Origin of the sequence: Pseudomonas sp. GW456-12-10-14-LB2 (assembly GCF_002884345.1) — a bacterium.
Classification (GTDB): domain Bacteria; phylum Pseudomonadota; class Gammaproteobacteria; order Pseudomonadales; family Pseudomonadaceae; genus Aquipseudomonas; species Aquipseudomonas paraglycinae.
On the sequence record NZ_POHV01000014.1, the window covers coordinates 110652 to 135601 of the forward strand.

General features: G+C 61.0%; 22 protein-coding genes. 11 read left to right on the forward strand and 11 right to left on the reverse strand.

Going from position 1 to position 24950, the window contains the following annotated elements; translation table 11 throughout:
- Positions 1 to 144: 144 nt before the first annotated feature.
- The 5 genes from aceK (at position 145) to C1X29_RS12240 (ending at position 8348) form a co-directional block, all read left to right on the forward strand.
- On the forward strand, positions 145 to 1866 hold the full coding sequence (gene aceK / locus C1X29_RS12220; protein WP_102717539.1) for a bifunctional isocitrate dehydrogenase kinase/phosphatase: 1722 nt from the start codon (positions 145 to 147) through the stop codon (positions 1864 to 1866).
- Between the two features lie 135 nt (positions 1867 to 2001).
- A complete protein-coding gene (hrpA, locus tag C1X29_RS12225; protein ID WP_102717540.1) occupies positions 2002 to 5913 on the forward strand; it encodes an ATP-dependent RNA helicase HrpA in 3912 nt (1303 codons plus the stop codon).
- A gap of 336 nt (positions 5914 to 6249) precedes the next feature.
- Positions 6250 to 7371, forward strand: coding sequence for a beta-ketoacyl-ACP synthase III (locus C1X29_RS12230; RefSeq protein WP_011332951.1), 1122 nt, complete (start codon positions 6250 to 6252; stop codon positions 7369 to 7371).
- Positions 7372 to 7506: 135 nt separating this feature from the next.
- Entirely contained in the window at positions 7507 to 8118 is a 612-nt protein-coding gene (locus C1X29_RS12235) for an RNA polymerase sigma factor (RefSeq protein WP_085747189.1), read from the forward strand.
- Entirely contained in the window at positions 8112 to 8348 is a 237-nt protein-coding gene (locus tag C1X29_RS12240; RefSeq protein ID WP_085747188.1) for an anti-sigma factor, read from the forward strand. Before C1X29_RS12235 ends, C1X29_RS12240 begins: the two co-directional genes overlap by 7 nt.
- A gap of 128 nt (positions 8349 to 8476) precedes the next feature.
- On the opposite strand, the gene C1X29_RS12245 is transcribed toward C1X29_RS12240, so the two are convergent.
- Complete coding sequence (locus C1X29_RS12245; protein WP_102717541.1) at positions 8477 to 9799, reverse strand: putative porin; 1323 nt, start codon at positions 9797 to 9799, stop codon at positions 8477 to 8479.
- 283 nt (positions 9800 to 10082) lie between these two features.
- Between C1X29_RS12245 and C1X29_RS12250 the strand changes: the two genes are divergently transcribed.
- Complete coding sequence (locus tag C1X29_RS12250) at positions 10083 to 11207, forward strand: GNAT family N-acetyltransferase (RefSeq protein WP_102717542.1); 1125 nt, start codon at positions 10083 to 10085, stop codon at positions 11205 to 11207.
- Between the two features lie 15 nt (positions 11208 to 11222).
- Here the strand turns inward: C1X29_RS12250 and aqpZ are convergent, their stop codons facing one another.
- The 5 genes from aqpZ to C1X29_RS12275 all read right to left on the reverse strand — a co-directional run bounded on the left by aqpZ (position 11223) and on the right by C1X29_RS12275 (position 16387).
- Positions 11223 to 11918: an aquaporin Z gene (gene aqpZ / locus C1X29_RS12255; RefSeq protein ID WP_102717543.1), complete on the reverse strand. Its 696-nt coding sequence runs from the start codon at positions 11916 to 11918 to the stop codon at positions 11223 to 11225.
- A 238-nt stretch (positions 11919 to 12156) separates the two neighbouring features.
- The gene (locus tag C1X29_RS12260) at positions 12157 to 13989 is read right to left on the reverse strand and encodes an ABC transporter ATP-binding protein (RefSeq protein WP_102685995.1); all 1833 of its coding nucleotides are present in this window, start codon (positions 13987 to 13989) and stop codon (positions 12157 to 12159) included.
- An 89-nt stretch (positions 13990 to 14078) separates the two neighbouring features.
- The gene (locus tag C1X29_RS12265; protein ID WP_102685996.1) at positions 14079 to 14642 is read right to left on the reverse strand and encodes a peptidylprolyl isomerase; all 564 of its coding nucleotides are present in this window, start codon (positions 14640 to 14642) and stop codon (positions 14079 to 14081) included.
- A gap of 3 nt (positions 14643 to 14645) precedes the next feature.
- Positions 14646 to 15449, reverse strand: coding sequence for an alpha/beta fold hydrolase (locus C1X29_RS12270; protein WP_102717544.1), 804 nt, complete (start codon positions 15447 to 15449; stop codon positions 14646 to 14648).
- Positions 15450 to 15463: 14 nt separating this feature from the next.
- Positions 15464 to 16387 (reverse strand): LysR family transcriptional regulator, encoded by a 924-nt coding sequence (locus C1X29_RS12275; protein WP_011332960.1) that lies wholly within the window; start codon positions 16385 to 16387, stop codon positions 15464 to 15466.
- A 49-nt stretch (positions 16388 to 16436) separates the two neighbouring features.
- Between C1X29_RS12275 and C1X29_RS12280 the strand changes: the two genes are divergently transcribed.
- From C1X29_RS12280 to C1X29_RS12290, 3 genes are all read left to right on the forward strand, one after another.
- The gene (locus C1X29_RS12280; protein ID WP_011332961.1) at positions 16437 to 16751 is read left to right on the forward strand and encodes a hypothetical protein; all 315 of its coding nucleotides are present in this window, start codon (positions 16437 to 16439) and stop codon (positions 16749 to 16751) included.
- Between the two features lie 160 nt (positions 16752 to 16911).
- Complete coding sequence (locus C1X29_RS12285) at positions 16912 to 17511, forward strand: FMN-dependent NADH-azoreductase (protein ID WP_011332962.1); 600 nt, start codon at positions 16912 to 16914, stop codon at positions 17509 to 17511.
- Between the two features lie 212 nt (positions 17512 to 17723).
- A complete protein-coding gene (locus C1X29_RS12290) occupies positions 17724 to 18605 on the forward strand; it encodes a carboxylate/amino acid/amine transporter (protein WP_085611579.1) in 882 nt (293 codons plus the stop codon).
- On the opposite strand, the gene C1X29_RS12295 is transcribed toward C1X29_RS12290, so the two are convergent.
- Positions 18550 to 19455 (reverse strand): LysR family transcriptional regulator, encoded by a 906-nt coding sequence (locus C1X29_RS12295; RefSeq protein ID WP_007956547.1) that lies wholly within the window; start codon positions 19453 to 19455, stop codon positions 18550 to 18552. The two genes, C1X29_RS12290 and C1X29_RS12295, sit on opposite strands and share 56 nt — an antisense overlap.
- Before the next feature lie 169 nt (positions 19456 to 19624).
- Here C1X29_RS12295 and C1X29_RS12300 point away from each other — a divergent pair, with 169 nt between their 5' ends.
- Positions 19625 to 20266, forward strand: a complete 642-nt coding sequence (locus C1X29_RS12300) for a hydrolase (protein ID WP_007956548.1) — start codon at positions 19625 to 19627, stop codon at positions 20264 to 20266.
- A gap of 64 nt (positions 20267 to 20330) precedes the next feature.
- Here the strand turns inward: C1X29_RS12300 and C1X29_RS12305 are convergent, their stop codons facing one another.
- On the reverse strand, positions 20331 to 21629 hold the full coding sequence (locus C1X29_RS12305; RefSeq protein WP_085747182.1) for a mechanosensitive ion channel family protein: 1299 nt from the start codon (positions 21627 to 21629) through the stop codon (positions 20331 to 20333).
- 191 nt (positions 21630 to 21820) lie between these two features.
- Here C1X29_RS12305 and C1X29_RS12310 point away from each other — a divergent pair, with 191 nt between their 5' ends.
- Entirely contained in the window at positions 21821 to 23161 is a 1341-nt protein-coding gene (locus C1X29_RS12310) for a DEAD/DEAH box helicase (RefSeq protein ID WP_102685998.1), read from the forward strand.
- Between the two features lie 63 nt (positions 23162 to 23224).
- Here C1X29_RS12310 and C1X29_RS12315 read toward each other — a convergent pair whose 3' ends face one another.
- From C1X29_RS12315 to C1X29_RS12325, 3 genes are all read right to left on the reverse strand, one after another.
- Positions 23225 to 23824, reverse strand: a complete 600-nt coding sequence (locus tag C1X29_RS12315) for a hypothetical protein (RefSeq protein ID WP_102717545.1) — start codon at positions 23822 to 23824, stop codon at positions 23225 to 23227.
- A complete protein-coding gene (locus C1X29_RS12320) occupies positions 23815 to 24420 on the reverse strand; it encodes a papain-like cysteine protease family protein (RefSeq protein ID WP_102717546.1) in 606 nt (201 codons plus the stop codon). The genes C1X29_RS12315 and C1X29_RS12320 overlap by 10 nt, the downstream gene beginning before the upstream one ends.
- Before the next feature lie 248 nt (positions 24421 to 24668).
- Positions 24669 to 24944 (reverse strand): hypothetical protein, encoded by a 276-nt coding sequence (locus C1X29_RS12325; protein WP_007956561.1) that lies wholly within the window; start codon positions 24942 to 24944, stop codon positions 24669 to 24671.
- Positions 24945 to 24950: the final 6 nt, after the last annotated feature.

Genomic DNA, 24950 nt, shown 5'->3' on the forward strand with positions numbered 1-24950 from the left:
GATTAAAAAAACTTTGATAAAAACTGTGTCGTTGTACAAGCCGCAAGAGGATTTGGCAGAAATTGCGCTTCTCCTGCGCCCGCTTCCGTGGCTAAGCTCAGGCCTTCGAGCACAGATTCTCCAATTCCCGCAGAGGTCTCATCTATGCCGCAGCAATGGCCAGCCACCGACATCGCCCGCCTGATCCTCGATGGCTTTGACGATTACCGCGAGCATTTCCGGCGAATCACCGACGGCGCCCGGGAGCGCTTCGAGCAGGCCCGCTGGCAGGACACGCAAACCGCGTCGGCGGCACGGATCAACCTCTACGAAGAAAAGGTCGGTGAAACCGTCGCCCGCCTGCGCGAGTATTTCGAGCCGGACACCTTGATGGACGTCACCTGCTGGCCACTGGTGAAAAGTGCCTACATCAGCATCATCGACCTGCGCTTCGACGATGAACTGTCCGAGACCTGGTACAACTCGATTTTCTGCGGCCTGTTCAGCCACGACCTGATCAGCGACGGCTGCATGTTCATCCACACCACGCGCCCGAGCCTGCGTCGGGCCCGCGCCGCGCAAACCCGCACCTATAAACCGCAAGGTCAGATTTCGGGCATGCTCGCGAGCATCTTTGCCGATTACCGTTTCAGCGAGGCTTATGCCGATCTGCCAGGCGACTTGCAGCGTCTGGAAGCGCAACTGCGCGAGAATCTGCCGGACTGGGTGTGCAAGGATCCAGAGCTGAGCGTCGAGCTGTTTTCCTCGGTGCTGTACCGCAACAAGGGCGCGTACCTGGTCGGGCGCATCTACACCAACGACGATCAATGGCCGCTGGTGATTCCGCTGCTGCACCGCGAAGGGCGGGGGATTCAGATCGATGCGTTGATCACCGACGAAGCCGATGTGTCGATCATCTTCTCGTTCACCCGCTCGTATTTCATGGTGGATGTGCCGGTGCCCGCGGAGTTTATCGGTTTCCTCAAACGCATCCTGCCGGGCAAGCACATCGCCGAGCTGTACACCTCGATCGGCTTCTACAAGCACGGCAAGTCCGAGTTCTACCGCGCCCTGATCAACCACCTGGCCAACACCGACGACCAGTTCATCATGGCGCCGGGCGTGCGCGGCATGGTCATGAGCGTGTTCACGCTGCCGGGCTTCAACACCGTATTCAAGATCATCAAGGACCGGTTCTCGCCGTCGAAAAACGTCGACCGCGCCACAGTGATCGAGAAGTACCGACTGGTGAAAAGTGTCGACCGCGTTGGGCGCATGGCCGATACCCAGGAATTCGCCGACTTCCGGTTTCCCCTGAGCAAGTTCGAGCCGGCGTGCCTGGCGGAATTGCTGGAAGTCGCGCCGTCCACGGTGTCGCTGGAAGGCGAAACGGTGTTGATCCGCCACTGCTGGACCGAACGCCGGATGACCCCGCTCAACCTGTATCTGGACAACGCCAACGAAGCCCAGGTACGCGAGGCGCTAGAGGACTACGGGCTGGCGATCAAGCAACTGGCGGCGGCCAACATTTTCCCCGGCGATATGCTGCTGAAGAACTTCGGCGTCACCCGCCATGGACGGGTGGTGTTCTACGACTACGACGAGATCTGTTTCCTCACCGAAGCGAACTTTCGCCACATCCCGGCACCGCGCACGCCGGAGGATGAAATGGCCTCCGAACCGTGGTATTCGATCGGGCCGCTGGATGTGTTCCCCGAGGAGTTTCCGCCGTTTCTGTTTGCCGATTCGGCGCAGCGCAAACTGTTCGATCAGTTGCATGGCGAGTTGTACAACGCTGATTACTGGAAGGGATTGCAGGAGGCGATTCGGGAGGGGAAAGTCATCGACGTCTTTCCGTATCGGCGAAAGGGCCTCGATAACGAATAAAGCAGCCGCAAGCAGCAAGCTACAAGCCTCAAGTCAAACGCCGCTTTCAACTTGCGGCTTGTAGCTTGCCGCTTGTAGCTGCTTTTCTGCGACAATCGCGTCCTTGCGCCACTAGACGACCGAATTGCGTACCCGATGACCGACGAATCGCCCTCCATCGACAAACTGCTGAAAAACCTCGATCACGCCATGCTCGCCGACCGCCACCGGCTGCGGCGGCAGTTGCTTGAGCTGCGCAAGAAACCCGACGAGGCCAAGCTGGCCCAGTGGGTGGCGCGCATGCAGGCGTCCTGCGATCAGGTGCTGGCGCGCAAGGCCAGCCTGCCGGTGATCCGTTACGACGACAGCCTGCCGATCGCGGCCAAGCGTGACGAAATCAAGAAGGCCCTGGAAAAGCACCAGGTGCTGATCATCGCCGGCGAAACCGGCTCGGGTAAAACCACCCAGTTGCCGAAAATCTGTCTGGAAATCGGTCGCGGCCAGCATGGTCTGATCGGCCACACCCAACCTCGGCGGATCGCAGCACGCAGCGTGGCCAGCCGGGTGGCCGAAGAACTCGGCACGCCGCTGGGCGCACTGGTCGGCTATCAGGTGCGCTTCGAAGACCAAAGCGATTCGAACACCCTGATCAAACTGATGACCGACGGCATCCTGCTGGCCGAAACCCAGAACGATCGCTACCTCGAACGCTACGACACGATCATCGTCGACGAAGCCCACGAACGCAGCCTCAACATCGACTTCCTGCTCGGTTACCTGAAAACCCTGCTGCCGCGTCGTCCGGACCTGAAAGTCATCATCACCTCGGCGACCATCGATCTGGAGCGTTTCTCCAGGCATTTCGACGATGCGCCGATTGTCGAAGTGTCCGGCCGCACCTTCCCGGTTGAAACCTGGTATCGCCCGCTGACGCTTGAGCAGGACGAAGAGGGCAACCGTGTCGAGGACGACCTGACCGTCGATCAGGCGATCCTCGCCACCCTCGACGAAATCGCCGCTTACGAGCGTAGCGAGCGCCGCAGTCCCGGTGACGTGCTGGTGTTCCTGCCCGGCGAGCGCGAGATCCGCGACGCCGCCGACATGCTGCGCAAGGCCCAGCTCAAACACACGGAAATCCTGCCGTTGTACGCGCGCCTGTCGCCGGCCGAGCAGCAGCGGATTTTCCAGTCGCACCCGGGTCGTCGTGTGGTGCTGGCAACCAACGTCGCCGAAACCTCGCTGACCGTGCCGGGCATCCGTTATGTGATCGACAGCGGCACCGCGCGCATCAGCCGCTACAGCTACCGCGCCAAGGTTCAGCGGCTGCCGATCGAAGCGATTTCCCAGGCCAGCGCCAACCAGCGTAAAGGTCGCTGCGGCCGGGTCGAGCCGGGCATTTGTGTGCGCTTGTACAGCGAAGAGGATTTCCTCGGTCGCCCGGAATTTACCGATCCGGAAATCCTGCGCACCAACCTCGCGGCGGTGATTCTGCAGATGCTCCATCTGCGCCTTGGCGAGATCATCGATTTCCCGTTTATCGAGCCGCCAGACGGCAAGGCGATCAGCGACGGTTTCAACCTGCTGCAAGAACTCTCGGCGGTAGATCGCAACAGTCAACTGACCCCGCTCGGCCGCCAATTGGCGCGCCTGCCGGTGGACCCGCGCATGGGCCGTATGCTGCTGGAAGCGGCAAAGCTCGGCAGCCTGCAGGAAGTGCTGATCGTCGCCAGCGCCATGTCGATTCAGGACCCGCGCGAGCGTCCGCCGGAGCGTCAGCAAGCTGCCGACCAGGCTCACGCCCAGTGGAAAGACGCCGACTCCGACTTCGCCGGGCTGGTCAATCTGTGGCGCGGTTTTGAAGAGCAGCGCCAGGCGCTGACGGCGAGCCCGCTGCGCAACTGGTGCCGCAAGAATTTCCTCAACTACCTGCGTCTGCGCGAGTGGCGTGATTCCCATCGGCAGTTGAGCCTGATCTGCCGCGATTTGCAGCTGAGCCTCAATAAAGAGCCGGCGGATTATCCGAAGCTGCACAAAGCGGTGCTGGTCGGCCTGCTCAGCCAGATCGGCCAGAAAACCGAGGACGGCGACTATCTTGGCGCCCGTCAACGGCGGTTCTGGATTCACCCGTCGTCGGGCATCGGCAAGAAGCGCCCGCAGTGGGTGATGACTGCCGAACTGGTGGAAACCACCAAGCTCTACGCGCGGATGGTGGCGAAGATCGACGCCGACTGGATCGAGCCGCTGGCCGGGCACCTGATCAAGAAGAACCACTTCGAACCGCACTGGGAGAAGAAGCGCGGCCAGGTCGTCGCGTTCGAACAGATCACCCTGTTCGGCCTGATCGTGGTCGGTCGTCGACCGGTGCATTACGGCCCGGTGGATCCGGTCGTTTCGCGCGAGCTGTTTATTCGTGAAGGCCTGGTGCGGGGCGAGATTCAGTCCCGGGCCAAGTGCCTGACCGCCAACAAGCAATTGCTCGAACAGCTCGACGAACTGGAGGCCAAGGCCCGTCGCCGGGACATTCTCGCCGACGAGGAAACCCTTTACGCGTTCTATGACGCGCGGCTGCCGGCGGAGATTCACCAGACGGCGACGTTCGATAGTTGGTATAGGGTCAACAGCCAGAAAGATCCGCAACTGCTGATCATGCGCGAGGAAGACGTGCTGGCCCGCGAAGCCAGCGAAGTCACCGCCCAGCATTACCCGGACACGCTGCACATCGGCGATCTGGAACTGGCCCTGAGTTATCACTTCGAACCGAATCACCCACGCGACGGCGTGACTTTGCGTGTGCCGGCGCCGCTGTTGCCGATGCTGCCGCCGGAACGCCTGGAATGGCTGGTGCCGGGGCTGATCGAGGCCAAGTGCATTGCGCTGGTGCGCAACCTGCCCAAGGCCTTGCGCAAGAATTTCGTGCCGGTGCCGGACTTCATCAAGGCCGCGCTGCAACGCATGACGTTTGCCGAAGGTTCGTTGCCGCAAGCGCTGGGCCGCGAACTGCTGCGCATGACCGGCGCGCGGGTCAGCGATGAGGCGTGGGCGGAGGCGGCGCAGCAGGTTGAAAGCCACCTGCGGATGAACCTGGAAATCGTCGACGGTCAGGGCAAGTTCCTTGGCGAAGGCCGGGATCTGGCAGAGCTGACCGCACGTTTCGCCGAAGCCAGCCAGGCTGCGTTGGCCGTGCCGCAGAGTGCGAAAAGCCAGCAACCGGTGGAGGCCAAGGTCTTCGCGCCGGTGGCGGAAAAGACGCAGCAGAAGATTGCCGGGCTGTCGATGACGGTCTATCCAGCGCTGGTGGAAGAGGGCGGCACGGTCAAGGAAGGGCGCTTCTCGACCCCGGCCGAAGCCGAGTTCCAGCACCGCCGCGCCTTGCAACGTCTGTTGATGCAGCAACTGGCGGAACCGGCCAAGTTCCTGCGCGGCAAGTTGCCGGGCCTGACCGAACTGGGCCTGCTCTACCGCGAACTGGGTCGGGTCGATGCACTGGTCGAAGACATTCTGCTGGCCAGCCTCGACAGCTGCATTCTCGACGGCGAAGACCCGTTGCCGCGTGATGGCGCAGGACTGGCGGCACTGGCCGAGCGCAAGCGTGGCAGTTGGACCGAGCACGCCGAGCGCGTGGCACGTCTGACCCTGGAAATCCTCAAGCTCTGGCACGGCCTGCAAAAACGCTTCAAGGGCAAGATCGACCTGGCTCAGGCGGTGGCGCTCAACGACATCAAGCAGCAGCTCAGCCATCTGGTGTATCCGGGGTTCGTGCGGGAAACGCCGATGCTCTGGCTCAAGGAATTGCCGCGCTACCTGAAAGCGGTCGAGCAGCGTTTCGAGAAACTGGGCGCGCAGGTGCAGAAGGATCGGGTGTGGAGCGGCGAGCTCGCCGGGCTCTGGACGCAATACCAAACCCGCGCGGCCAAGCATGCGCAGGAAGGCAAACGCGATCCGCAGCTCGAGCTGTATCGCTGGTGGCTGGAGGAGTATCGGGTTTCGCTGTTCGCCCAGCAGTTGGGGACGAAGGTGCCGATCTCCGACAAGCGGCTGAACAAGCAGTGGAGCCAGGTCGAACAGTGACACTGATCGTTCCCACGTCGAGGCGTCGAACCGTCTGCGTGGGAATGCCTCCGGGGACGCTCCGCGTCCAGTGACGCGGAGCGTCACGGGCTGCATTCCCACGCAGGAGCGTGGGAACGATCATTGCGCGTCGATCTTGAGAAAGACGCCAAATGGCCACGGTTATGGCAAACTTCGCCACCATAAATGCCGTTTTCGCGTCCCAGAGCCTTCGCCGGGCCGCGCAACGGAATAAAGCGATGCCAGGTTTTTGCGTCCCTTATACGGGAATGGACCCTTTGCGTGTTGGCACGTCGGTGCCAGCACTTTCTGCCTGAACAGATTAGAGAAACGACCATGCATAACGTCGTCATCAGCGGCACCGGCCTGTACACCCCGGCCAACAGCATCTCCAACGAAGAGCTGGTGCAGTCTTTCAATACCTACGTCGCCCAGTTCAACGCGGACAACGCCGAAGCCATCGCCAGCGGCGAAGTCCAGGCCCTGACCGAGTCCAGCGCCGCGTTCATCGAAAAAGCTTCCGGCATCAAGAGCCGCTTTGTCATGGACAAGGATGGCATCCTCGACCCTGCGCGCATGGCGCCACGTCTGCCGGAACGTTCCAACGACGAATGGTCGGTGCTCTGCCAGATGGCCATCGGCGCTGCCGAGCAAGCCCTGCAGCGTGCCGGCAAGACCGCCGCTGACATCGACGGTGTAATCGTCGCCTGCTCCAACCTGCAGCGCGCCTACCCGGCCATCGCCATCGAAGTCCAGGAAGCGCTGGGCATCCAGGGTTTCGGTTTCGATATGAACGTTGCCTGCTCGTCGGCGACTTTCGGCATCCAGCAAGCCGCCAATACCGTGCAACTGGGCCAGGCTCGGGCGATCCTGATGGTCAACCCGGAAGTCTGCACCGGTCACCTGAATTTCCGTGACCGCGACAGCCATTTCATCTTCGGTGACGCCGCCACTGCCGTGATCATCGAGCGCGCCGATCTGGCAACGTCGAAACACCAGTTCGACGTGGTCAGCACCAAACTGCTGACCAAGTTCTCCAACAACATCCGCAACAACTTCGGCTTCCTCAACCGCGCAGCGGAAGAGGGCATCGGCGCCCGCGACAAACTGTTCGTGCAGGAAGGCCGCAAGGTGTTCAAGGACGTGTGCCCGATGGTCGCCGAGCTGATCGGCGAACATCTGGAAGAGAACAAGCTCAACGTCGGTGACGTGAAGCGCTTCTGGCTGCACCAGGCCAACCTGAGCATGAACCACCTGATCGTGCGCAAGTTGCTGGGTCGCGAAGCCACCGAAGAAGAAGCCCCGGTGATTCTCGACACCTACGCCAACACCAGCTCCGCCGGTTCCGTGATTGCGTTCCACAAATATCAGGACGATCTGGCGGCCGGCTCGCTGGCGGTGCTGAGTTCGTTCGGTGCCGGTTACTCGATTGGTAGTGTGATTCTGCGTAAACGCTAAAATCGGGTTCATTTCCTCTTAATCGCGCTGACGTTTCCTACATCCGAATCGGCGCGAACGCTGTAATTTTCGAAAGTGGCGGCAGGCGAAGTCCTGCCGCTATCATTTTCGAAGTCAGGAACAGGGGATTGATGGATGGCAGTTGACGACACCCGATTGCTTGAGCGGCTGCTCGCCGGTGAGCAGAAGGCTTTCAAGGAGCTGGTCAGCACCTATCAAAGCCCCATGCGCGCGGTGGCGTACGCGATTGTCGGCCAGCGCCATGTCGAAGAAGTGGTACAGGACGCCTGGCTGTCGGTGGTGCGTAATATCGGCCGTTTCGAGGGGCGCTCCAGTCTCAAGACCTGGCTGCTGACCATCACCGCCAACTCGGCCAAGAGCCGCTACAAACTCAATCGTCGCGAAGTGTTGCTGGATGATCTGCCGTCACCCCACGGCACCATCGACGATGATCGTTTTTCTCCCGGCGACGGCCACTGGCTGGTTGCACCGTTCGCCTGGCACCAGGACACGCCTGAAGCGTTGCTTACAGAAGGCGAGCTGCGTGAATGCCTCGAGCACACGTTGTTGAGTCTGTCGGAACTGCAAAGCAGCGTGCTGTTGCTGCGCGAACGCCAGGGCCTGGAGCTGGAGGAGATCTGTAATCTTCTGGAGATCTCGCTCTCCAATGTCCGCGTGCTGCTGCATCGGGCACGTTTGAAGGTCTTTGCGACCGTGGAGCATTTTGAGGAGACGGGAGAATGTTGACCTGCAAGGAGCAAGTGGCGCGATCCAGCGATTATCTCGATGGCCAGTTGAGCTTTCGCGAGAAACTGATGGTGCGTCATCACCTGATGTTCTGCCGCAATTGCCGGCGTTTCATTCGCCAGATGCGTTTGATGCAGGCGACGTTGCGGGCAATGCCGCAAAAGCCTGAAGAGGGCGTGGACGCGTTGGCCGAACAGTTGGCACAACTGCGGCGCGAGGATAGTCCCTGAAACACAGACTGGCGCGGCCGCAGCGAACGGATGATGGGGATCGCTGAGGTCGCGCCAGTCTGTTGAAGCCTCTTCAAACGATGGAACCGGATGTCCAACCCATCGTTTGAAGTCTGTTGCCGGGTTGCTTAGAACTTTGCTTCCGCATCCAGCTGCAGGGTGTTGGTGTCTGCATCACGCTGGGTACGGCTGGAGAAGTCGGCCTTGGTCAGGAAGTAAGTCGCACCGATGGCGAAGTTCTTGTCGATGTCGTAACCGACCTTGAACTTGTGGCCACGGGAACCGGTGGTGCCGTTGGCGAAGTCCGAATCGGTGAAGGCGCCGACCACAGCGTTGCGCTGCACGTCACGATAGTTGTAGTCGAGGTTCAGGCCGAGGACTTTCGACTTGGCACCTACCAGCCACGCGGTGTCCTGGTCGGTCACGGCATCGTTGTTCTTCACGTACTGACCGTAGAACGACAGCGGCATTGGCAGGCCGCCGATGTCGACCTGGCTGAAGCCTTCGTACAGACGGAATTCGTTGTTCGCCGAGTTGCCGTTGACGGCCAGGGCGCACGGCGTGGAGGTGCCGGTGCAACGGCTGTCTTCGTCGTTCTGGTAGGCGTAGACGCTGCCGCCCAGGGTCAGTTTCAGGTTGTTGGTGATGGCAAAGCGGCTGCCCAATTGGCCGGCGGTCAGGCGCAGGTCGTGACGGAACTGCACGCCGTCGCCGTCGACGTTGTCCTTGAGGTTGTAGTTACCCAGGCTGCCGAACAGTTCGACGCTGCTGCCCAATGGATACTTGTAGGTAACGGCCAGACCTTCCGGGTTGATGTCGCTGTCCCAGATCACGTCGCCCATGCTCACCCAGGGTTGCAGCATTTTGCCGCCGATGATGTGCAGGTTCTTGATCTGGTCCGGGTGGTAGTCGATGTAGCCCAGGTCGAGCCAGATCTGCTTCTTGTCGAAGTAGTTGTCCTGGTCCTGGTTGGTCGAACGGGCGTCGTCGCCGCCGCCGGTGGCGATACGAATGCCGGTGTCGACTTGCGGGTTGATCTCGGTGTAGGCACCCAGACGGGCACGGATGCGCTGACGATCCTTGTCGCGGCCGCCGTTGTTCGGCTCGCCATCGATCTTGATGGTTTCCTGACGGATACGCACGTCGCCCTTGAACTGGGTCTTGGCGGCCCAGGCCAGTTTCTGGTCGAAACTGCTGAGCTCGTTGGTTTTCTTCGCGGTCGCCGCGATTTGCTCGTTGGTCTCTTGCTGCGCCTGCTGCGCGATTTGCTGGGCCTTCTGATCCTTGGCCAGTTCAGTTTGCAGTTCAACGTACTGCGCCTGGGAAATCGAACCGTTAGCCTTGAGCATGTCGAGCAGTTTGGCGTCGACTGCGGCACTGGCCGGTACACTCATGGCCAGCAACAGGCCACCGCACAGGGCCGCCGCAGTTTTCGTGGAAGCAAGACGCATAGCAATCTCCGAAGATGAAAAGGGGATGGCTGAACCATCCTGGGCACAACCGACGGTTTGACGGTCGGAAAACAGTGTCCGGGGTAGAACCCGGCGCTCTAAAAACAGGCGCCAGTATCGCGATGGTTTATGACAGAGCAGTGGCACGATGATGGCAGGTTGATGACGATACAAAACTGCCGTGAACTATTGATCTAGAGCGCTGTCGTGCAATCGAACGTGGGCAACGCCCGGCCAATCAGCGATACTCGCCGGGCGTTCACGCCCGAAAGTGGAGAGGAAAATGCCGCTGCAACGTCTGCACAAACTGTCGGAAATTCCAGCGTCCGACTGGGATGTTCTGGTCCCGCAAAACCAGCCGTTTCTGTGCCATGCCTTTCTGGCTTCGCTGGAGGACAGCGGCAGCGTCGGCCCGCACACGGGCTGGCAAGCGGAGCATTTGCTGCACGTCGAAGCGGGGAGTGTGATCGCCGCATTGCCCGGTTATCGCAAGTGGCATTCCTACGGCGAATACGTGTTCGATCACGGCTGGGCCGATGCCTGCGCCCGGGCCGGCATCGATTACTACCCCAAGTTTTTGAGCGCGGTGCCATTCAGTCCGGTCAGCGGTCCACGGTTGCTGGCAGCGAATGTCGAGGACGGATTCGAGCTGCTCAAGAGCCTGCCGGGGTATCTGGAAATCGAAGAGCTCTCCAGCGCCCACATCAATTTCACCGACGCTTTTACCGATGCCGCCATGGCCGAGCAGCCGGGCTGGCTGCAACGCATCGGCTGTCAGTACCACTGGCAGAATCGCGGCTACCGCGACTTTCAGGATTTCCTCGACGTGCTTGCCTCGCGCAAGCGCAAGCAGATGCGTAAAGAGCGCGAGCAAGTGGCGGGGCAGGGCTTCGAGTTCGAATGGCTGGAAGGCCGGGAGCTGGACGAGGCGCAGTGGGATTTCGTCTATGCCTGTTATGCCAACACCTACGCGGTGCGTCGGCAGGCACCATATCTGACCCGCGAATTCTTCAGCCTGCTGGCCGAGCGCATGCCGGAATCGATCCGCGTGGTGCTGGCCCGGCAGGGCTCACGGCCGGTGGCGATGGCGTTCAGTCTGGTGGGCGGCGACAGTTTTTACGGGCGATACTGGGGATGCCTGGCCGAGTTCGACCGGCTGCACTTCGAGACCTGTTTCTATCAGGGCATGGACTATGCGATTGCCAATGGATTTCAACGTTTCGATGCCGGTGCCCAAGGCGAGCACAAACTGATTCGCGGCTTCGAACCGGTGATCACCCATTCCTGGCATTACCTGCGCCATCCCGGTCTAAAAGCAGCGGTCAAAGACTTCCTGCACCAGGAGCGCGCCGGTGTACTGGCCTATGCCGAAGAGGCGAGGAGCGCCTTGCCGTATCGGCAAGCCTGATCCTCGCCGACACCCTCAGCTGTCTTCCTTGCCCAGCCAGCGATAGAGCACGCCGCCGACCACCGCACCGAGCAGCGGCGCGACCCAGAACATCCACAACTGCGCGATGGCCCAGCCGCCAACCATCAGCGCCGGGCCGGTGCTGCGGGCCGGGTTGACCGAGGTGTTGGTGACCGGGATCGAGATCAGATGGATCAGCGTCAGGGCCAGGCCGATGGCGATCGGTGCCAGTCCTGCCGGGGCGCGTTTGTCGGTAGCGCCGAGGATGATCACCACGAACATGGCGGTCATCACCAACTCGGTGACGAAGCCGGATGCCATCGAGTATTTGCCCGGCGAGTGCTCGCCGTAACCGTTTGAGGCCAGGCCGGCAGCGATGTCGAATCCTTCCTTGCCACTGCCGATGTAGACGATCAGCGCTGCCGCGAGGATCGCCCCGATCACTTGGGCAATAATGTAGGCAGGCAGCTCTTTGGCCGGAAACCGACCGCCGACGACCAGACCGACCGACACGGCCGGGTTGAGGTGACAGCCGCTGATGTGGCCGATGGCAAATGCCATGGTCAGCACCGTCAGACCAAAAGCCAGGGCCACCCCCAGCACGCCGATTCCCAAAGGCGAAGACGCGGCGATGACCGCACTGCCGCAACCGCCCAACACCAACCAGAACGTACCCAACAACTCAGTGACTGAACGTTTGAAAAGAGACATGACAGAGTCCTTGATAGGCTTGCTATCGAGACTGCATCGAGTGGTGCGTCCCTGCAGACTTACGACAGGTTCCGTTCCGGAGCCTTGGCTCAGTACAGCAGGGTTTGTGCGGATTTCCAGCAGGCGATAAAAAACCGCCAGAGCCCGTGGTTGAAGGGCTCTGGCGGTTTTATCTCACGTTGATCGTTCCCACGTCGAGGCGTCGAACCGTCCGCGTGGGAACGATCAGAAGCGCGGTTCAGTCGATGCCGACAAACCCTCCCGTCTGGTGCGCCCACAGCCGCGCATACAATCCGCCGTGGGCCAGCAGTTCGGCATGGTTGCCGCTTTCGGCGATCTTGCCGTTCTCCAGCACCACCAGCCGGTCCATGCGGGCAATGGTCGAGAGGCGGTGAGCGATGGCAATCACGGTCTTGCCCTGCATCAGGGTTTCCAGGCTTTCCTGAATCGCCGCTTCGACTTCCGAGTCCAGCGCCGAGGTCGCTTCGTCCATGATCAGGATCGGTGCGTCCTTGAGCAGCACCCGCGCAATGGCGATCCGCTGACGCTGACCACCGGAAAGTTTCACCCCGCGTTCGCCGACATGCGCATCAAATCCGGTGCGTCCTTCGGCGTCCGACAACAACGGGATGAACTCATCGGCGCGGGCCTTGCGCACCGCTTCCCAGAGTTCGGCGTCGGTGGCGTCGGGCTTGCCGTACAGCAAGTTGTCGCGGATCGAGCGGTGCAGCAACGAGGTGTCCTGAGTGATCATGCCGATCCGCGCGCGCAGACTTTCCTGGCCGACTTCGGCGATGTTCTGGCCGTCGATCAGGATCCGCCCGCCCTCGACATCGTAGAGGCGCAGCAGCAGGTTGACCAGCGTCGACTTGCCGGCGCCGGACGGCCCGATCAGACCGATTTTTTCGCCCGGTTTGATGGTCAGGTTGAGGTCGCCGATGATGCCTTTCTTCTTGCCGTAGTGAAAATCCACGTGCTCGAAACGCACTTCGCCACGGGCCACGGCCAACGGTTTGGCCTGCTCCCGGTCGGTGACGCTGACCGGTTGCGAGATGGTCTGCAGACCGTCCTGGACCATGCCGATGTTTTCGAAAATGCCGGTGACCACCCACATGATCCAGCCGGACATGTTGACGATGCGGATCACCAGGCCGGTGGCCAGGGCGATCGCGCCGACGCTGATCAGCGACTGCGTCCACAGCCACAGGGCCAGCGCCGTGGTGCCGACGATCAGCAGGCCGTTCATGGTGGTGATGGCCACGTCCATGCTGGTGACTACGCGGCCGGCCAGTTGGGCTTTTTCGGTCTGTTCCTGGATCGCCTCGCGGGCGTAGTGCTGTTCGAAGTTGGTGTGGGCGAACAGCTTCAGGGTGGCGATGTTGGTGTAGCCATCGACGATCCGGCCCATCAGCTTCGAGCGCGCATCGGAGGCTTCCACCGAGCGGTCCTTGACCCGTGGCACGAAGTAATAGAGCGCGCCAACGTAGGCCGCGATCCACGTCAGCAGCGGGATCATCAGGCGCCAGTCGGCCTCGGCGAACAGCACCAGCGAACTGATCGCGTAGATCAGCACATGCCACAACGCATCCACCGCTTGCACGGCGGAATCGCGCAGCGAGTTGCCGGTCTGCATGATGCGCTGGGCAATGCGCCCGGCGAAGTCGTTCTGGAAGAAATTCAGGCTCTGCTTGAGCACGTAACTGTGGTTCTGCCAGCGAATCATGCTGGTCATGCTCGGGCTCAGGGTCTGGTGCACCAGCATGTCGTGCAGGGCCAGGAAGAGGGGGCGCAGCAGCAATGCCACGACGGCCATCCACGCCAGTTCGGCGCCGTGCACCTTGAAAAAATCGGCGTTCGGCGTGCCCTGGGCGAGGTCGATGATGCGGCTCAGGTAACTGAACAGCGCCACTTCGATCAAGGCACCGAACAGGCCGACGATCAGCAGGGCGGCGAAACTCGGCCAGACCTGCTTCAGGTAATAGGTATAGAAGGGCAGAACGCGGTCCGGCGGGGATGCCGTCGGGGCATCGCGGAATATGTCGATCAGTTGTTCGAAACGGCGATAGAGCATCAGATAACCGCCCGGAGCACGGGCTCTCCTTTTATCAGTGTGAGCGGCGCGATGGGTAATCGGCGCCGCTCGATAATGCCCTGTAAAGCTTAGTCGATGCGCTTGGCCGACTTGATGATCACAGGGTCGACCGGCACGTTTTGCATGCCCTGTTTGGTGGTGGTCTGGGAGTTGACGATGATGTCGACCACGTCCATGCCCTTGACCACTTTGGCGAACACCGCGTAACCGGCGTCACGGCCCGGATCGAGGAAGGCGTTGTCGGCCACGTTGATGAAGAACTGGCTGGTGGCCGAATCCGGGTTGGAAGTACGGGCCATCGACAGGGTGCCACGAACGTTATGCAGGCCGTTGCTGGCTTCGTTCTTGATCGGCGCCTTGGTTTCTTTCTGTTGCATCTGCTGGGTGAAGCCGCCGCCCTGGGCCATGAAGCCCGGGATCACGCGGTGGAAAATGGTGTTGTTGTAGAAACCGCTGTCGACATACTCGAGGAAGTTCTTGGTACTGATCGGCGCCTTGACCGGGTCCAGCTCGATTTCGATCTGGCCGTTGGTGGTGTCCAGCAGCACGTGCGGCGCTTTTGCCGGTGTGGCAGCCATCAGGTTGGCAGCGAACAGCACGGTGCCGGCGGCGAGGGCGAGTTTTTTCAGCATGGGTCAGTGATCCTGAGGGTGATTATCGGCTGTGGCGAGGAACTCCAGCAGCGTTTGATTGAAGCGTTCGGGCTGATCGAGCGGAGTGGCGTGGCGCGAATCGGCGATCACCACCAGCCGCGCATCGGGCAGCAGTCTGACATAGGTTTCTTTCAGCGAAACGGGGGTGTAGTCCCGGTCGGCGCTGACGACGAGGGTTGGACAGGTGACCCGGGAAAGTCGTTCCTGAACCCCCCAGCCAACAATCGCATCGAAGCAGGCGAGATAAGCACGTTTGTCGTTTTTTGCCCAGCGTTCGGCCATCTTCTGACGCAAATCGGCCTGCTCCGGTTTGGGGAACAGCTTGGCGCCAAGGGCCTTGCCGATGGTGGCGAGACTGAGCAGGCGCATCAGGCTCCAGCGCTTGAACCACTGCCAGTAATCGTCGCGGCTGCGCACCTTGACCTCGGGCGCGCTGTTGACGATGGTCAGGCTCTTGAGCATCCACGGCTGATCGACGGCGAACTGGAAGCCGATCATGCCGCCCATGGACAGCCCGGCATAGTGCACCGGGCCGAGTTTCAAATGCTCGATCAGGGCAACGATGTCGGCGCTGAACCCTGCGATGCTGTAGCGCTCGCGGGGCTTGTCGGAGCGGCCGTGACCGCGCACGTCCGGGACGATCACCCGGTAATGTGCGGCCAGTGCGGGAATCTGCATTTCCCAGTCCAGGGTGCTGGAGCCCAGACCGTGAACCAGCAGCAACGGATCGCCGTGGCCATATTCCTCGTAGTGCAGGTTGCAACCTTCATGCTCGAAATACGCCATCGGTGAACTCCGTATCAGGCTTGTTCGGGGGCGGCGAACGGTGCGTCCAGCGGCAGGGTGTCGAAGGTGCGCAGCAGTTCGATGAGGATTTGCGTCGCTGGGCCCAAGGGTTTGTCCTTGTTCGAATACAGATAGAAACTGGAGTTGCGGTTGCCGCCTCTGTCCAACGGTAGCAGCTTGAGCGAGCCGTCTTTCAGTTCCCGCTCGATCATGTGGCGTGGCAGCCAGGCGAATCCCAGGCCGCTGCTGACGAACGTCGCGGCCGTGGCGAGGCTGCCGACGGTCCAGCGCTGCTCGGCACCGAGCCAGCCGACGTCCCGGGGTTGCTGGCGGCCGGAGTCGCGGATCACCACTTGCATCTGGGTTTCCAGGTCCTGAAAGCTCAGCTCGCGGTTGAGCCGATGCAGCGCATGATCAGGATGGGCGACGGCGACAAATTCGACATCGCTCAATTCCGCGCCAAGGTAACCGGGAATGCTCAGGCCGGTGATGGCCAGGTCGGCCACGCCTTCGAGCAGCACTTCTTCGACGCCCGACAACACTTCCTCACGCAGCCGCACGCGGCAGCCACGGCTCTGCGGCATGAACGCGGTCAACGCGCGCACGATACGGGCGCTCGGGTAGGCGGCGTCCACCACCAACCGCACTTCGGCTTCCCAACCCTGCTCCATGTGATGGGCAAGGTCTTCCAGCTGGCTGGCCTGTTTCACCAGTTGTCGCGAGCGGCGCAGCAGCACGCCGCCGGCTTCGGTCAGTACAGCCTTGCGCCCGTCGATGCGCAACAGCGGCACGCCGAGCTGATCCTGCATGCGGGCGACGGTGTAGCTCACCGAAGATTGCGAACGGTGCAGGGCCTCGGCGGCCTGGGCGAATCCGCCGTGGTCGACCACGGCCTGCAACGTTCGCCATTGATCAAGGGTCACGCGGGGCGCTTTCATCAATAGCTCCTCTTGTCCTAAGCTGGCGGTCCCTCATGGAGACTGCCGAATGAAAAAATTCTGTTGTGTGTTGCTGGCGCTGCTTCCGCTGACTGCGTTTGCGTACCCGATCGATGTGGAGAAAGATCTCAACGGCCTGAAGATCGACTACAACGCGTTCGACACCGATAACGACATCGGCTCCATCCAGGTCAACAACTACGGCGACGTCGACGCGACCTGCAAGGTGGTGTTCACCAACGGCCCGGAAGCGCCGCGCACCCGCAACATCGAAGTGGCCGCGGGCAAGCATAAAAACGCCACGGCCAAGTTCACCCGGACCATCATCAAGCTGCGCATCAAACTGAGCTGCACCCCGAAATAGCGTCACGGCCCTGTGGGGGGCGGGCTCCCACAGGGTATGGCTTGCATCTAAACGAATTTTTCGATGCTTTGCAGCAATTATTTGCGCTTTTTCATCGATACGACACTGTTTAACCTTCACTCCATCGACTTACAACATTCTCGGATGGAGGCTACACAACATGTCCCGCGTTCTGATCATCGAAAGCAGCGCCCGCCAGCAAGACTCGGTTTCCCGTCAACTGACCCAGACCTTCATCAGCCAGTGGAAAGCGGCGCATCCGGCCGATCAGATCACCGTACGTGACCTCGCCGTGAACCCGGTGCCGCACCTGGACATCAACCTGCTGGGCGGCTGGATGAAATCCGCCGAGCAGCGCAACGACAGCGAGCAGGCCTCGCTCGACCGTTCCAACGAATTGACCGATGAGTTGCTGGCGGCCGACGTGCTGGTGATGGCCGCGCCGATGTACAACTTCGCGATCCCGAGCACCCTGAAAGCCTGGCTCGACCACGTACTGCGTGCCGGCGTGACCTTCAAGTACACCGAAACCGGCCCGCAAGGTCTGCTCAGCGGCAAGCGTGCCTACGTGCTGACCGCTCGCGGCGGCATCTACGCCGGCGGCCCGGCGGATCATCAGGAACCGTACCTGCGTCAGGTGATGGGCTTCATCGGCATTAATGACGTGACCTTCATCCACGCCGAAGGCATGAACCTGGGCGGCGACTTCCAGGAGAAAGGCCTCAACCAGGCCAACGCCAAACTGTCCCAGGTCGCTTGATATGTTAATCGCCAGATAATCGCCGATTGTTCTAGTGACCTGGCGCAACCCCTTCAAGGCTCTACGCGCATCGAACCTCCCTTTGCACTTGTTGCTCCTGAGTGCTGTAGCCCGATTGAACGCTTTAGCGAGATCGGGCTTTTTTTTGCCCGGGATTTAGCGATGGCCGGCAAAAAACGCTATCGTCGCCGCCATTCGAAATCGAGGCGAGCATGGGCTATCTACTTTTTGTCACGCTGATTCAGGCGTTTTCATTCAGTTTGATCGGCGAATACCTGGCCGGTCATGTCGACAGCTACTTTGCGGTGCTGGTGCGGGTGGTACTGGCCGGGCTGGTGTTCATCCCGCTGACGCGCTGGCGCTCGGTCGAACCGGCGTTCATGCGCGGCATGTTGCTGATTGGCGCGTTGCAGTTCGGCGTGACTTACGTCTGCCTGTATCTGAGCTTCCGCGTGCTGACGGTGCCGGAAGTGTTGCTGTTCACCATCCTCACGCCATTGCATGTGACGCTGATCGAAGACGCGCTCAACCGACGCTTCAACCCGTGGGCGCTGATCGCGGCACTGGTGGCGGTCGCCGGCGCGGCGGTGATTCGCTACGACCGGATCAACCCGGACTTCTTCATGGGCTTTTTGCTGCTGCAACTGGCCAACTTCACCTACGCCGCCGGGCAGGTGCTGTACAAACATCTGGTGGCGAAACACCCGAGCGATCTGCCGCACTACCGACGTTTCGGTTTCTTCTACCTCGGCGCACTGGCGGTGGCGCTGCCGGCGTTCCTGCTGTTCGGTAAATCCAACTTCCTGCCCGAAGCACCGCTGCAATGGGGCGTGCTGGTGTTCCTTGGTCTGGTCTCCACCGCACTCGGTTTGTATTGGTGGAACAAGGGCGCGTGCCTGGTCAACGGCGGCACCCTGGCGGTGATGAACAACCTGCACGTGCCGGTTGGGTTGCTGCTGAACCTGCTGATCTGGAATCAGCATGAAGAACTCGGGCGGTTGTTCCTCGGTGGCAGCGTGATTCTGGCGGCGGTGTGGATCAGCCGGTTGGGGATTCGCAAGCCGGCGCCAGTTGCCCCACCAGAAACTCGATAAACGCCCGGGTCTTCTGCGGCACCCGCCGCGCTGACGAATACACCGCGTTGATGGTGATTGCCGGGGCTTGCCATTCGCACAGCACCGGCACCAGTCGCCCGGCCGCCAGTGCTTCTTCGACGATGAAGTCCGGCAGCAGCGCAATGCCCATGCCGGCCTCGGCCGCTTGCGCCAGCAGGTCGCCGTTGTTGGCGTGCAACGGCCCGGTGACGTTGACGCGCTGGGTCTCCTTGCCGTTGCACAGTTGCAGGCTGACCCCGCTCTGCAGATAGCCGTAGTTCAAGCATTGATGTGAGCGCAGATCCTGCGGGGATTGCGGCGTGCCCGCGCGTTCGAGGTAAGCGGGGGAGGCGACCATGATGCGCGGCGCCGGCGCCAGTTGCCGGGCGATCATGGTCGAGTCGGGGAGGCTGGCGATGCGGATTGTCACGTCGAAGCCGCCGCGCACCGGGTCGACCTGCTGGTCGCTGAGCACCAGTTGCAGCTCGATGTTCGGGTGCTGCTCGTGGAACAGCGGAATCAGCTTGCCCAAGCGCCGCAAGCCGAACGACATCGGTGCGTTGACCCGCAACACCCCGCGCAATTCACCCACCCCGTCTCGCGCCCGCTGCTCGGCCTCGTCCAGTGCCGCAATCACTTCCCGCGCCGCTTCGAAATACTCGGCGCCGGCTTCGGTGAGGTGCAGGCTGCGGGTGGTGCGTTGCAGCAGCTGCACACCGATGGCTTCTTCCAGTGCCTGAATCTGTTTGCTGACTTTCGAGCGGGGCACGTCCATGGCCCGGGCGGCGGCTGCAAAGCCGTTTTCGCCGACCGTCACCACGAAGGCGCGCATGCATTCGATGCGATCCATGATTGTCCCTTTTTTAGAATCAATGATTCTCGATTTTATGTAATTGTCCCTTTATCTACCAGCCCCTAAAGTGACATCCAAGCCGAGACAACAACGCCGAAGACGGCCAGCCACTCGACTCACTCATTACCCAATCGAAACGCTGAATCGACATCAAAAGGAACGCGCCATGTCTATCCGTGAACTGCTGAACCCAACCAACTCCGCCCTGATCCTGATCGACCACCAGCCACAAATGGCTTTCGGCGTGCAGTCGATCGACCGTCAGACCCTGAAGAACAACACCGTCGGCCTGGCCAAGGCAGCCAAGATCTTCAACGTGCCGACCATCTACACCTCGGTCGAAACCGAAAGCTTCAGCGGCTACATCTGGCCGGAACTGCTGGCGGTACACCCTGAACAGAAGCCGATCGAACGCACCTCGATGAACTCCTGGGAAGACAAGGCGCTGGTAGACGCGGTCAAGGCCACCGGGCGCAAGAAGCTGATCATCGCCGCGCTGTGGACCGAGGTCTGCCTGACCTTCCCGGCCCTGGAAGCCCTGGCGGAAGGCTACGAGGTGTACATCGTCACCGACGCGTCCGGCGGCACGACTAAAGAAGCCCACGACATGTCGGTACAGCGGATGATTCAGGCCGGCGCAGTACCGGTGACCTGGCAGCAAGTGCTGCTCGAATACCAGCGTGACTGGGCGCACAAAGACACGTATCAGGCGGTAATGGACCTGGTGCTGGAACACAGCGGCGCGTACGGCATGGGCGTCGATTACGCCTACACCATGGTGCACAAGGCACCGCAGCGGCAGGCCTGATAAATCGGCAGGACAAAAAAAGACGCAACTGGGTTGCGTCTTTTTTGTTGCGTTCAAGAAAGCCCTACATCAGATGTTTTTCAGCTTCTGGAATATGGCTCGCGCCAAGGACTGCCGGCAATATCCCGGAACGCAAATCTCCACCGCTCGGTTGCTGATACAGGCTCAGCCCGAACTCCGGCAGCACCGCCAGCAGGTAATCGAAAATATCCCCCTGGATCCGCTCGTAATCGGCCCACACCGTGGTGGTGGTAAAGCAGTAGATTTCCAGCGGAATGCCCTGGGCCGTGGTCTGCATCTGGCGGACCATGCAGGTCATGTTCGGCTGGATCTCCGGGTGACTTTTCAGATAGGCCAGCGCGTAAGCGCGGAAGGTGCCGATGTTGGTCATGCGCCGGCGGTTGGCCGACATCGCCGCGACGTTGCCCTGCGCCTCATTCCAGGCTTTGAGCTCGGCTTTCTTGCGGCCCATGTAGGCGGTCAGCAGGTGCACCTGGGAGAGTTTTTCTTCTTCATCGTCGCGGATGAACCGCACACCGCTGGCGTCGATGAACAGGCTGCGCTTGATCCGCCGTCCGCCGGACTGCTGCATGCCGCGCCAGTTTCTGAACGACTCGGACATCAGGCGCCAGGTCGGGATCGAGACGATGGTCTTGTCGAAGTTCTGCACCTTGACCGTGTGCAGGGTGATGTCGACCACGTCGCCATCGGCGCCGACCTGCGGCATTTCGATCCAGTCGCCGACCCGCAGCATGTCGTTGCTGGTCAGCTGTACGCTGGCGACGAACGACAGCAGGGTGTCCTTGTAGACCAACAGGATCACCGCCGACATCGCACCCAGACCCGACAGCAGCAACAGCGGCGAACGGTCGATCAGGGTGGCGACGATGATGATCGCGCCGAACACGTACAGAACCATTTTTGCCAGTTGCACATAACCCTTGATCGAGCGGGTGCGGGCGTGTTCGGTGCGGGCGTAGATGTCCAGCAGTGCATTGAGCAGGGCGCTGACCGACAGCAGCAGGAAAAGAATGGTGAACGCCAGCGCGACGTTGCCGAGGAACACCATGGCGGTCTTGCTCAGTTCCGGCACCAGATGCAGGCCGAACTGGATCACCAGCGACGGCGTCATCTGCGCCAGGCGCTGAAACACCTTGTTATGCCGAAAGTCATTGATCCAGTGCAGCGCGGGCTGGCGACCGAGCATGCGACTGGCATGCAGGATCAGGTAGCGCGCCACTCGTCCGAGGACCAGCGCGATCACCAGCAGCAGGAGCAAAGCCAGGCCGGCGTGCAGGAGCGGGTGCTGTTCGAGGGTACCCCAGAGGTCTTGGGCGTTGAGCCAGAGCTGTTTGAAATCCATGAGAGAGACGATTCTTCTGTAAGACGCGACGGGCGATTAGAGCATTTAAGACGCTGTGTATTACCGTTGGAGACAAATCGAGCAACAAAAAAGCCACTGATTACGGCGTATTTCATAAAGAAACTCGGCCTGAGCGCTCGAAACCGGTAACCTATGCAGCTGATTTTTTGCATATCTTCGAGGTAGCACCCGTGTTTTCCCAATTCGCCCTGCACGAACGCCTGCTCAAAGCCGTGGCCGAGCTGAAATTTGTCGAGCCAACGCCTGTGCAAGCCGCGGCCATTCCGCTGGCGCTTCAGGGGCGTGACCTGCGGGTGACGGCGCAAACCGGTAGCGGCAAGACCGCCGCTTTCGTCCTGCCGATCCTCAACCGCCTGATCGGCCCGGCCAAGATCCGCGTCAGCATCAAGACCCTGATCCTGCTGCCGACCCGCGAGCTGGCCCAGCAGACCCTGAAGGAAGTCGAGCGCTTTTCGCAGTTCACTTTCATCAAGTCCGGCCTGATCACCGGCGGTGAAGACTTCAAGGTCCAGGCTGCCATGCTGCGCAAGGTGCCGGACATCCTGATCGGCACCCCGGGCCGGATGATCGAGCAACTGAACGCTGGCAACCTCGACCTCAAAGAAGTCGAAGTGCTGGTGCTCGACGAAGCCGACCGCATGCTCGACATGGGTTTTGCCGAAGACGTGCAGCGTCTGGTCGACGAATGCCCGAACCGTCAGCAGACCATGCTGTTCTCCGCCACCACCGGCGGTTCCGGCCTGCGCGAGATGATCGCCAAGGTGCTGAACAACCCTGAGCACCTGCAGCTCAACGCGGTCAGCCAGCTGAACGACACCACCCGTCAGCAGATCATCACCGCCGACCACAACCAGCACAAAGAACAGATTGTGAACTGGCTGCTGGCCAACGAGACCTACCAGAAGGCCATCGTCTTCACCAACACCCGGGCCATGGCCGACCGCATCTACGGTCGCCTCGTCGCCCAGGAATACAAGGCGTTCGTGCTGCACGGCGAGAAAGACCAGAAGGATCGCAAGCTGGCGATCGACCGTCTGAAGCAGGGCGGCGTGAAGATCCTGGTGGCTACCGACGTGGCGGCCCGTGGTCTGGACGTTGACGGCCTGGATCTGGTGATCAACTTCGACATGCCACGCAGCGGCGACGAATACGTGCACCGCATCGGTCGTACCGGCCGTGCAGGCAACGACGGTCTGGCGATCTCGCTGATCTGCCACGGCGACTGGAACCTGATGTCGAGCATCGAGCGCTATCTGAAGCAGAGCTTCGAGCGCCGTACCATCAAGGAAGTCAAGGGCACCTACGGCGGACCGAAAAAGGTCAAGGCCTCGGGCAAGGCCGTCGGCGTGAAGAAGAAAAAGACCGACGCCAAGGGCGACAAGAAGAAAACCGCCGCCAAGACCCCGACCAAGCGCAAGAACGCTAATCGTCCGAAACCAGACTCTCTGGTGAGCAGCGATGGCATGGCTCCGCTCAAGCGCCGCAAGCCGGAAGCGCCGGCGGCTGAGTAAGTCGTTTCAGGCAGGCAAAGAAAAACCCGGACATGGTCCGGGTTTTTTTATCGCCAGGGTTTATCAACTGCCCAGCAGGCCAGTGGTGTCGGCATCAAAGCGCCGCTTGGCCTGATCGGCTATCGGTTTGAGCTGCGCGAGCAGGGCTGCCTCGCTGTACAGCCCGGGCAGCGCCGACTCCTTGGGCGTCGGCTCGATCGGGATCAGCACATCTTCACCCGCCGCGTGCAGCCAGATCGCTACAACGTGCAGCGCCGAAACGAACAACACTCGCAGCTCAACGGTTTTGCCCTGCAACTGTGGCGATTGCTCGGCCAGTTTCAGCGCATCGACCGTAGCGGCCGCCAGGTTGCCGTGGTTTAACGAGGCGAACTCGACGTGACCGCGGACTTCGGCCAATTGCGCATCGGCAATCGACACACCGTCGGCAAACACCAGGTAATGCCAGTCACCGAGCCGGGCGTCTTTCAGGCCTTTGCCATCGCTCAGATCTTCCAGGCTGAGCGAGTAGCCGCGATAGGCCTCGCTCAGGCTGATTTTCGCAGGCGCCGCACTGGCGAACTGGCGATTGACGCCGAAGCCCTGGGTCTGCAACGCGGCCTGCAGGGCCGGACGCAAGGTCTGTACGCCGTTGGAAGGCGCCTTTGGATAAGTCAGTTGCATGATGTCGCCCCCTGGTTTTTCGCCGTGAAGTAAGTGTGAGTCCAGTTGCCGCCACCGTTGTAGGAGCCGGGGAACGCGTTCAGTGCGCGGGTCGAATAGCCGTAGATCGAATCCGCGACCAGCACGTAATTGCCGTTGGTGCCGTAGATCGCCAGAAAGTGCGCACCGCCACCGTACCAGGCACAGCGCAGGCCGATCGGGCGGCCCATGTTGATCTGGTTCTGGATGGCCGACATTTGCAGCGAGCCCGAATTCATGCCGTTGAAACTGCGGGTGATCTTCAGCGCAACTTCGAGATAGCCGTACACGTTGCACGGCCCCGGTTGATTGCAGCAGTTGCGGTCCAGCGCGGCGCTGGCAACGGCGCATTGGGTCCAGGAACCGGTGCCGTAATAATTGCCGACCGAGGCGGAAGCGGCGGCCCAGCACCAGTTGGTCTGGGTCTGTTGCTGCATGGTGAAGTTCAGGCTGGCAGCAGCCAGGGCGCGTTGTTGAACAGCCGCTTCGACCTCGACCAGTTGCGGGTCGAGCAGATGGCCGATCAGGCACCCGGGCAGGGTGTTGCCAGTGAATGCCGTTGTTTCAGTGGTTAACATTTTTCAATCCTCCATGAATGAAAACAAACGTTCCGCGTTTGCGGGATAACGGTATTGCCGAGCGATCGGTGCTAAAGGGTTGCCATCTCCGATGGCCGGTTCCGATCAGGCTCGGGGTAACCCTAGGTCTGAATATGCGTTTATGCAAATAAAAAATGCACTAATGCAAATTTCCGGACAAAAGGAAGCAGGCTTTGGTATCGATCCAGCCTGATCGATGCCGAAGCCTGCCGTTGTCTGAGCGGGTGTTATCCCTCGGTTTTTTTCTCCGCCGAACCCAGTTCCTTCAAGCGCTGATCGATCAACTGGCATTTGTCCGGGAGGTCGGCGGAGGCAGTGCCCAGGTCCATTTTCTGCAACTCGGCGTTGATCTCCTTGGCCTTTGTCGGGTTTTGCTCTGTGAGCTTCGCGACTTCCTTGGCCAGTTGCTCGCGTTTGGCGGTGGCTTCCTCCGGCGTGCAGGCCCAGACGGGCAGGGCGCAGGCGAGCGTGGCGGCGAGGGTGAGCTTGAGCAGGGTTTTCATGGGGAA

Bases quoted from the DNA above. Each gene is read 5' to 3' on its own strand.
- aceK (WP_102717539.1), top strand. From the start codon at position 145: ATGCCGCAGCAATGGCCAGCCACCGACATCGCCCGCCTGATCCTCGAT.
- hrpA (WP_102717540.1), top strand. From the start codon at position 2,002: ATGACCGACGAATCGCCCTCCATCGACAAACTGCTGAAAAACCTCGAT.
- C1X29_RS12230 (WP_011332951.1), top strand. From the start codon at position 6,250: ATGCATAACGTCGTCATCAGCGGCACCGGCCTGTACACCCCGGCCAAC.
- C1X29_RS12235 (WP_085747189.1), top strand. From the start codon at position 7,507: ATGGCAGTTGACGACACCCGATTGCTTGAGCGGCTGCTCGCCGGTGAG.
- C1X29_RS12240 (WP_085747188.1), top strand. From the start codon at position 8,112: ATGTTGACCTGCAAGGAGCAAGTGGCGCGATCCAGCGATTATCTCGAT.
- C1X29_RS12245 (WP_102717541.1), bottom strand. From the start codon at position 9,799: ATGCGTCTTGCTTCCACGAAAACTGCGGCGGCCCTGTGCGGTGGCCTG.
- C1X29_RS12250 (WP_102717542.1), top strand. From the start codon at position 10,083: ATGCCGCTGCAACGTCTGCACAAACTGTCGGAAATTCCAGCGTCCGAC.
- aqpZ (WP_102717543.1), bottom strand. From the start codon at position 11,918: ATGTCTCTTTTCAAACGTTCAGTCACTGAGTTGTTGGGTACGTTCTGG.
- C1X29_RS12260 (WP_102685995.1), bottom strand. From the start codon at position 13,989: ATGCTCTATCGCCGTTTCGAACAACTGATCGACATATTCCGCGATGCC.
- C1X29_RS12265 (WP_102685996.1), bottom strand. From the start codon at position 14,642: ATGCTGAAAAAACTCGCCCTCGCCGCCGGCACCGTGCTGTTCGCTGCC.
- C1X29_RS12270 (WP_102717544.1), bottom strand. From the start codon at position 15,449: ATGGCGTATTTCGAGCATGAAGGTTGCAACCTGCACTACGAGGAATAT.
- C1X29_RS12275 (WP_011332960.1), bottom strand. From the start codon at position 16,387: ATGAAAGCGCCCCGCGTGACCCTTGATCAATGGCGAACGTTGCAGGCC.
- C1X29_RS12280 (WP_011332961.1), top strand. From the start codon at position 16,437: ATGAAAAAATTCTGTTGTGTGTTGCTGGCGCTGCTTCCGCTGACTGCG.
- C1X29_RS12285 (WP_011332962.1), top strand. From the start codon at position 16,912: ATGTCCCGCGTTCTGATCATCGAAAGCAGCGCCCGCCAGCAAGACTCG.
- C1X29_RS12290 (WP_085611579.1), top strand. From the start codon at position 17,724: ATGGGCTATCTACTTTTTGTCACGCTGATTCAGGCGTTTTCATTCAGT.
- C1X29_RS12295 (WP_007956547.1), bottom strand. From the start codon at position 19,455: ATGGATCGCATCGAATGCATGCGCGCCTTCGTGGTGACGGTCGGCGAA.
- C1X29_RS12300 (WP_007956548.1), top strand. From the start codon at position 19,625: ATGTCTATCCGTGAACTGCTGAACCCAACCAACTCCGCCCTGATCCTG.
- C1X29_RS12305 (WP_085747182.1), bottom strand. From the start codon at position 21,629: ATGGATTTCAAACAGCTCTGGCTCAACGCCCAAGACCTCTGGGGTACC.
- C1X29_RS12315 (WP_102717545.1), bottom strand. From the start codon at position 23,824: ATGCAACTGACTTATCCAAAGGCGCCTTCCAACGGCGTACAGACCTTG.
- C1X29_RS12320 (WP_102717546.1), bottom strand. From the start codon at position 24,420: ATGTTAACCACTGAAACAACGGCATTCACTGGCAACACCCTGCCCGGG.
- C1X29_RS12325 (WP_007956561.1), bottom strand. From the start codon at position 24,944: ATGAAAACCCTGCTCAAGCTCACCCTCGCCGCCACGCTCGCCTGCGCC.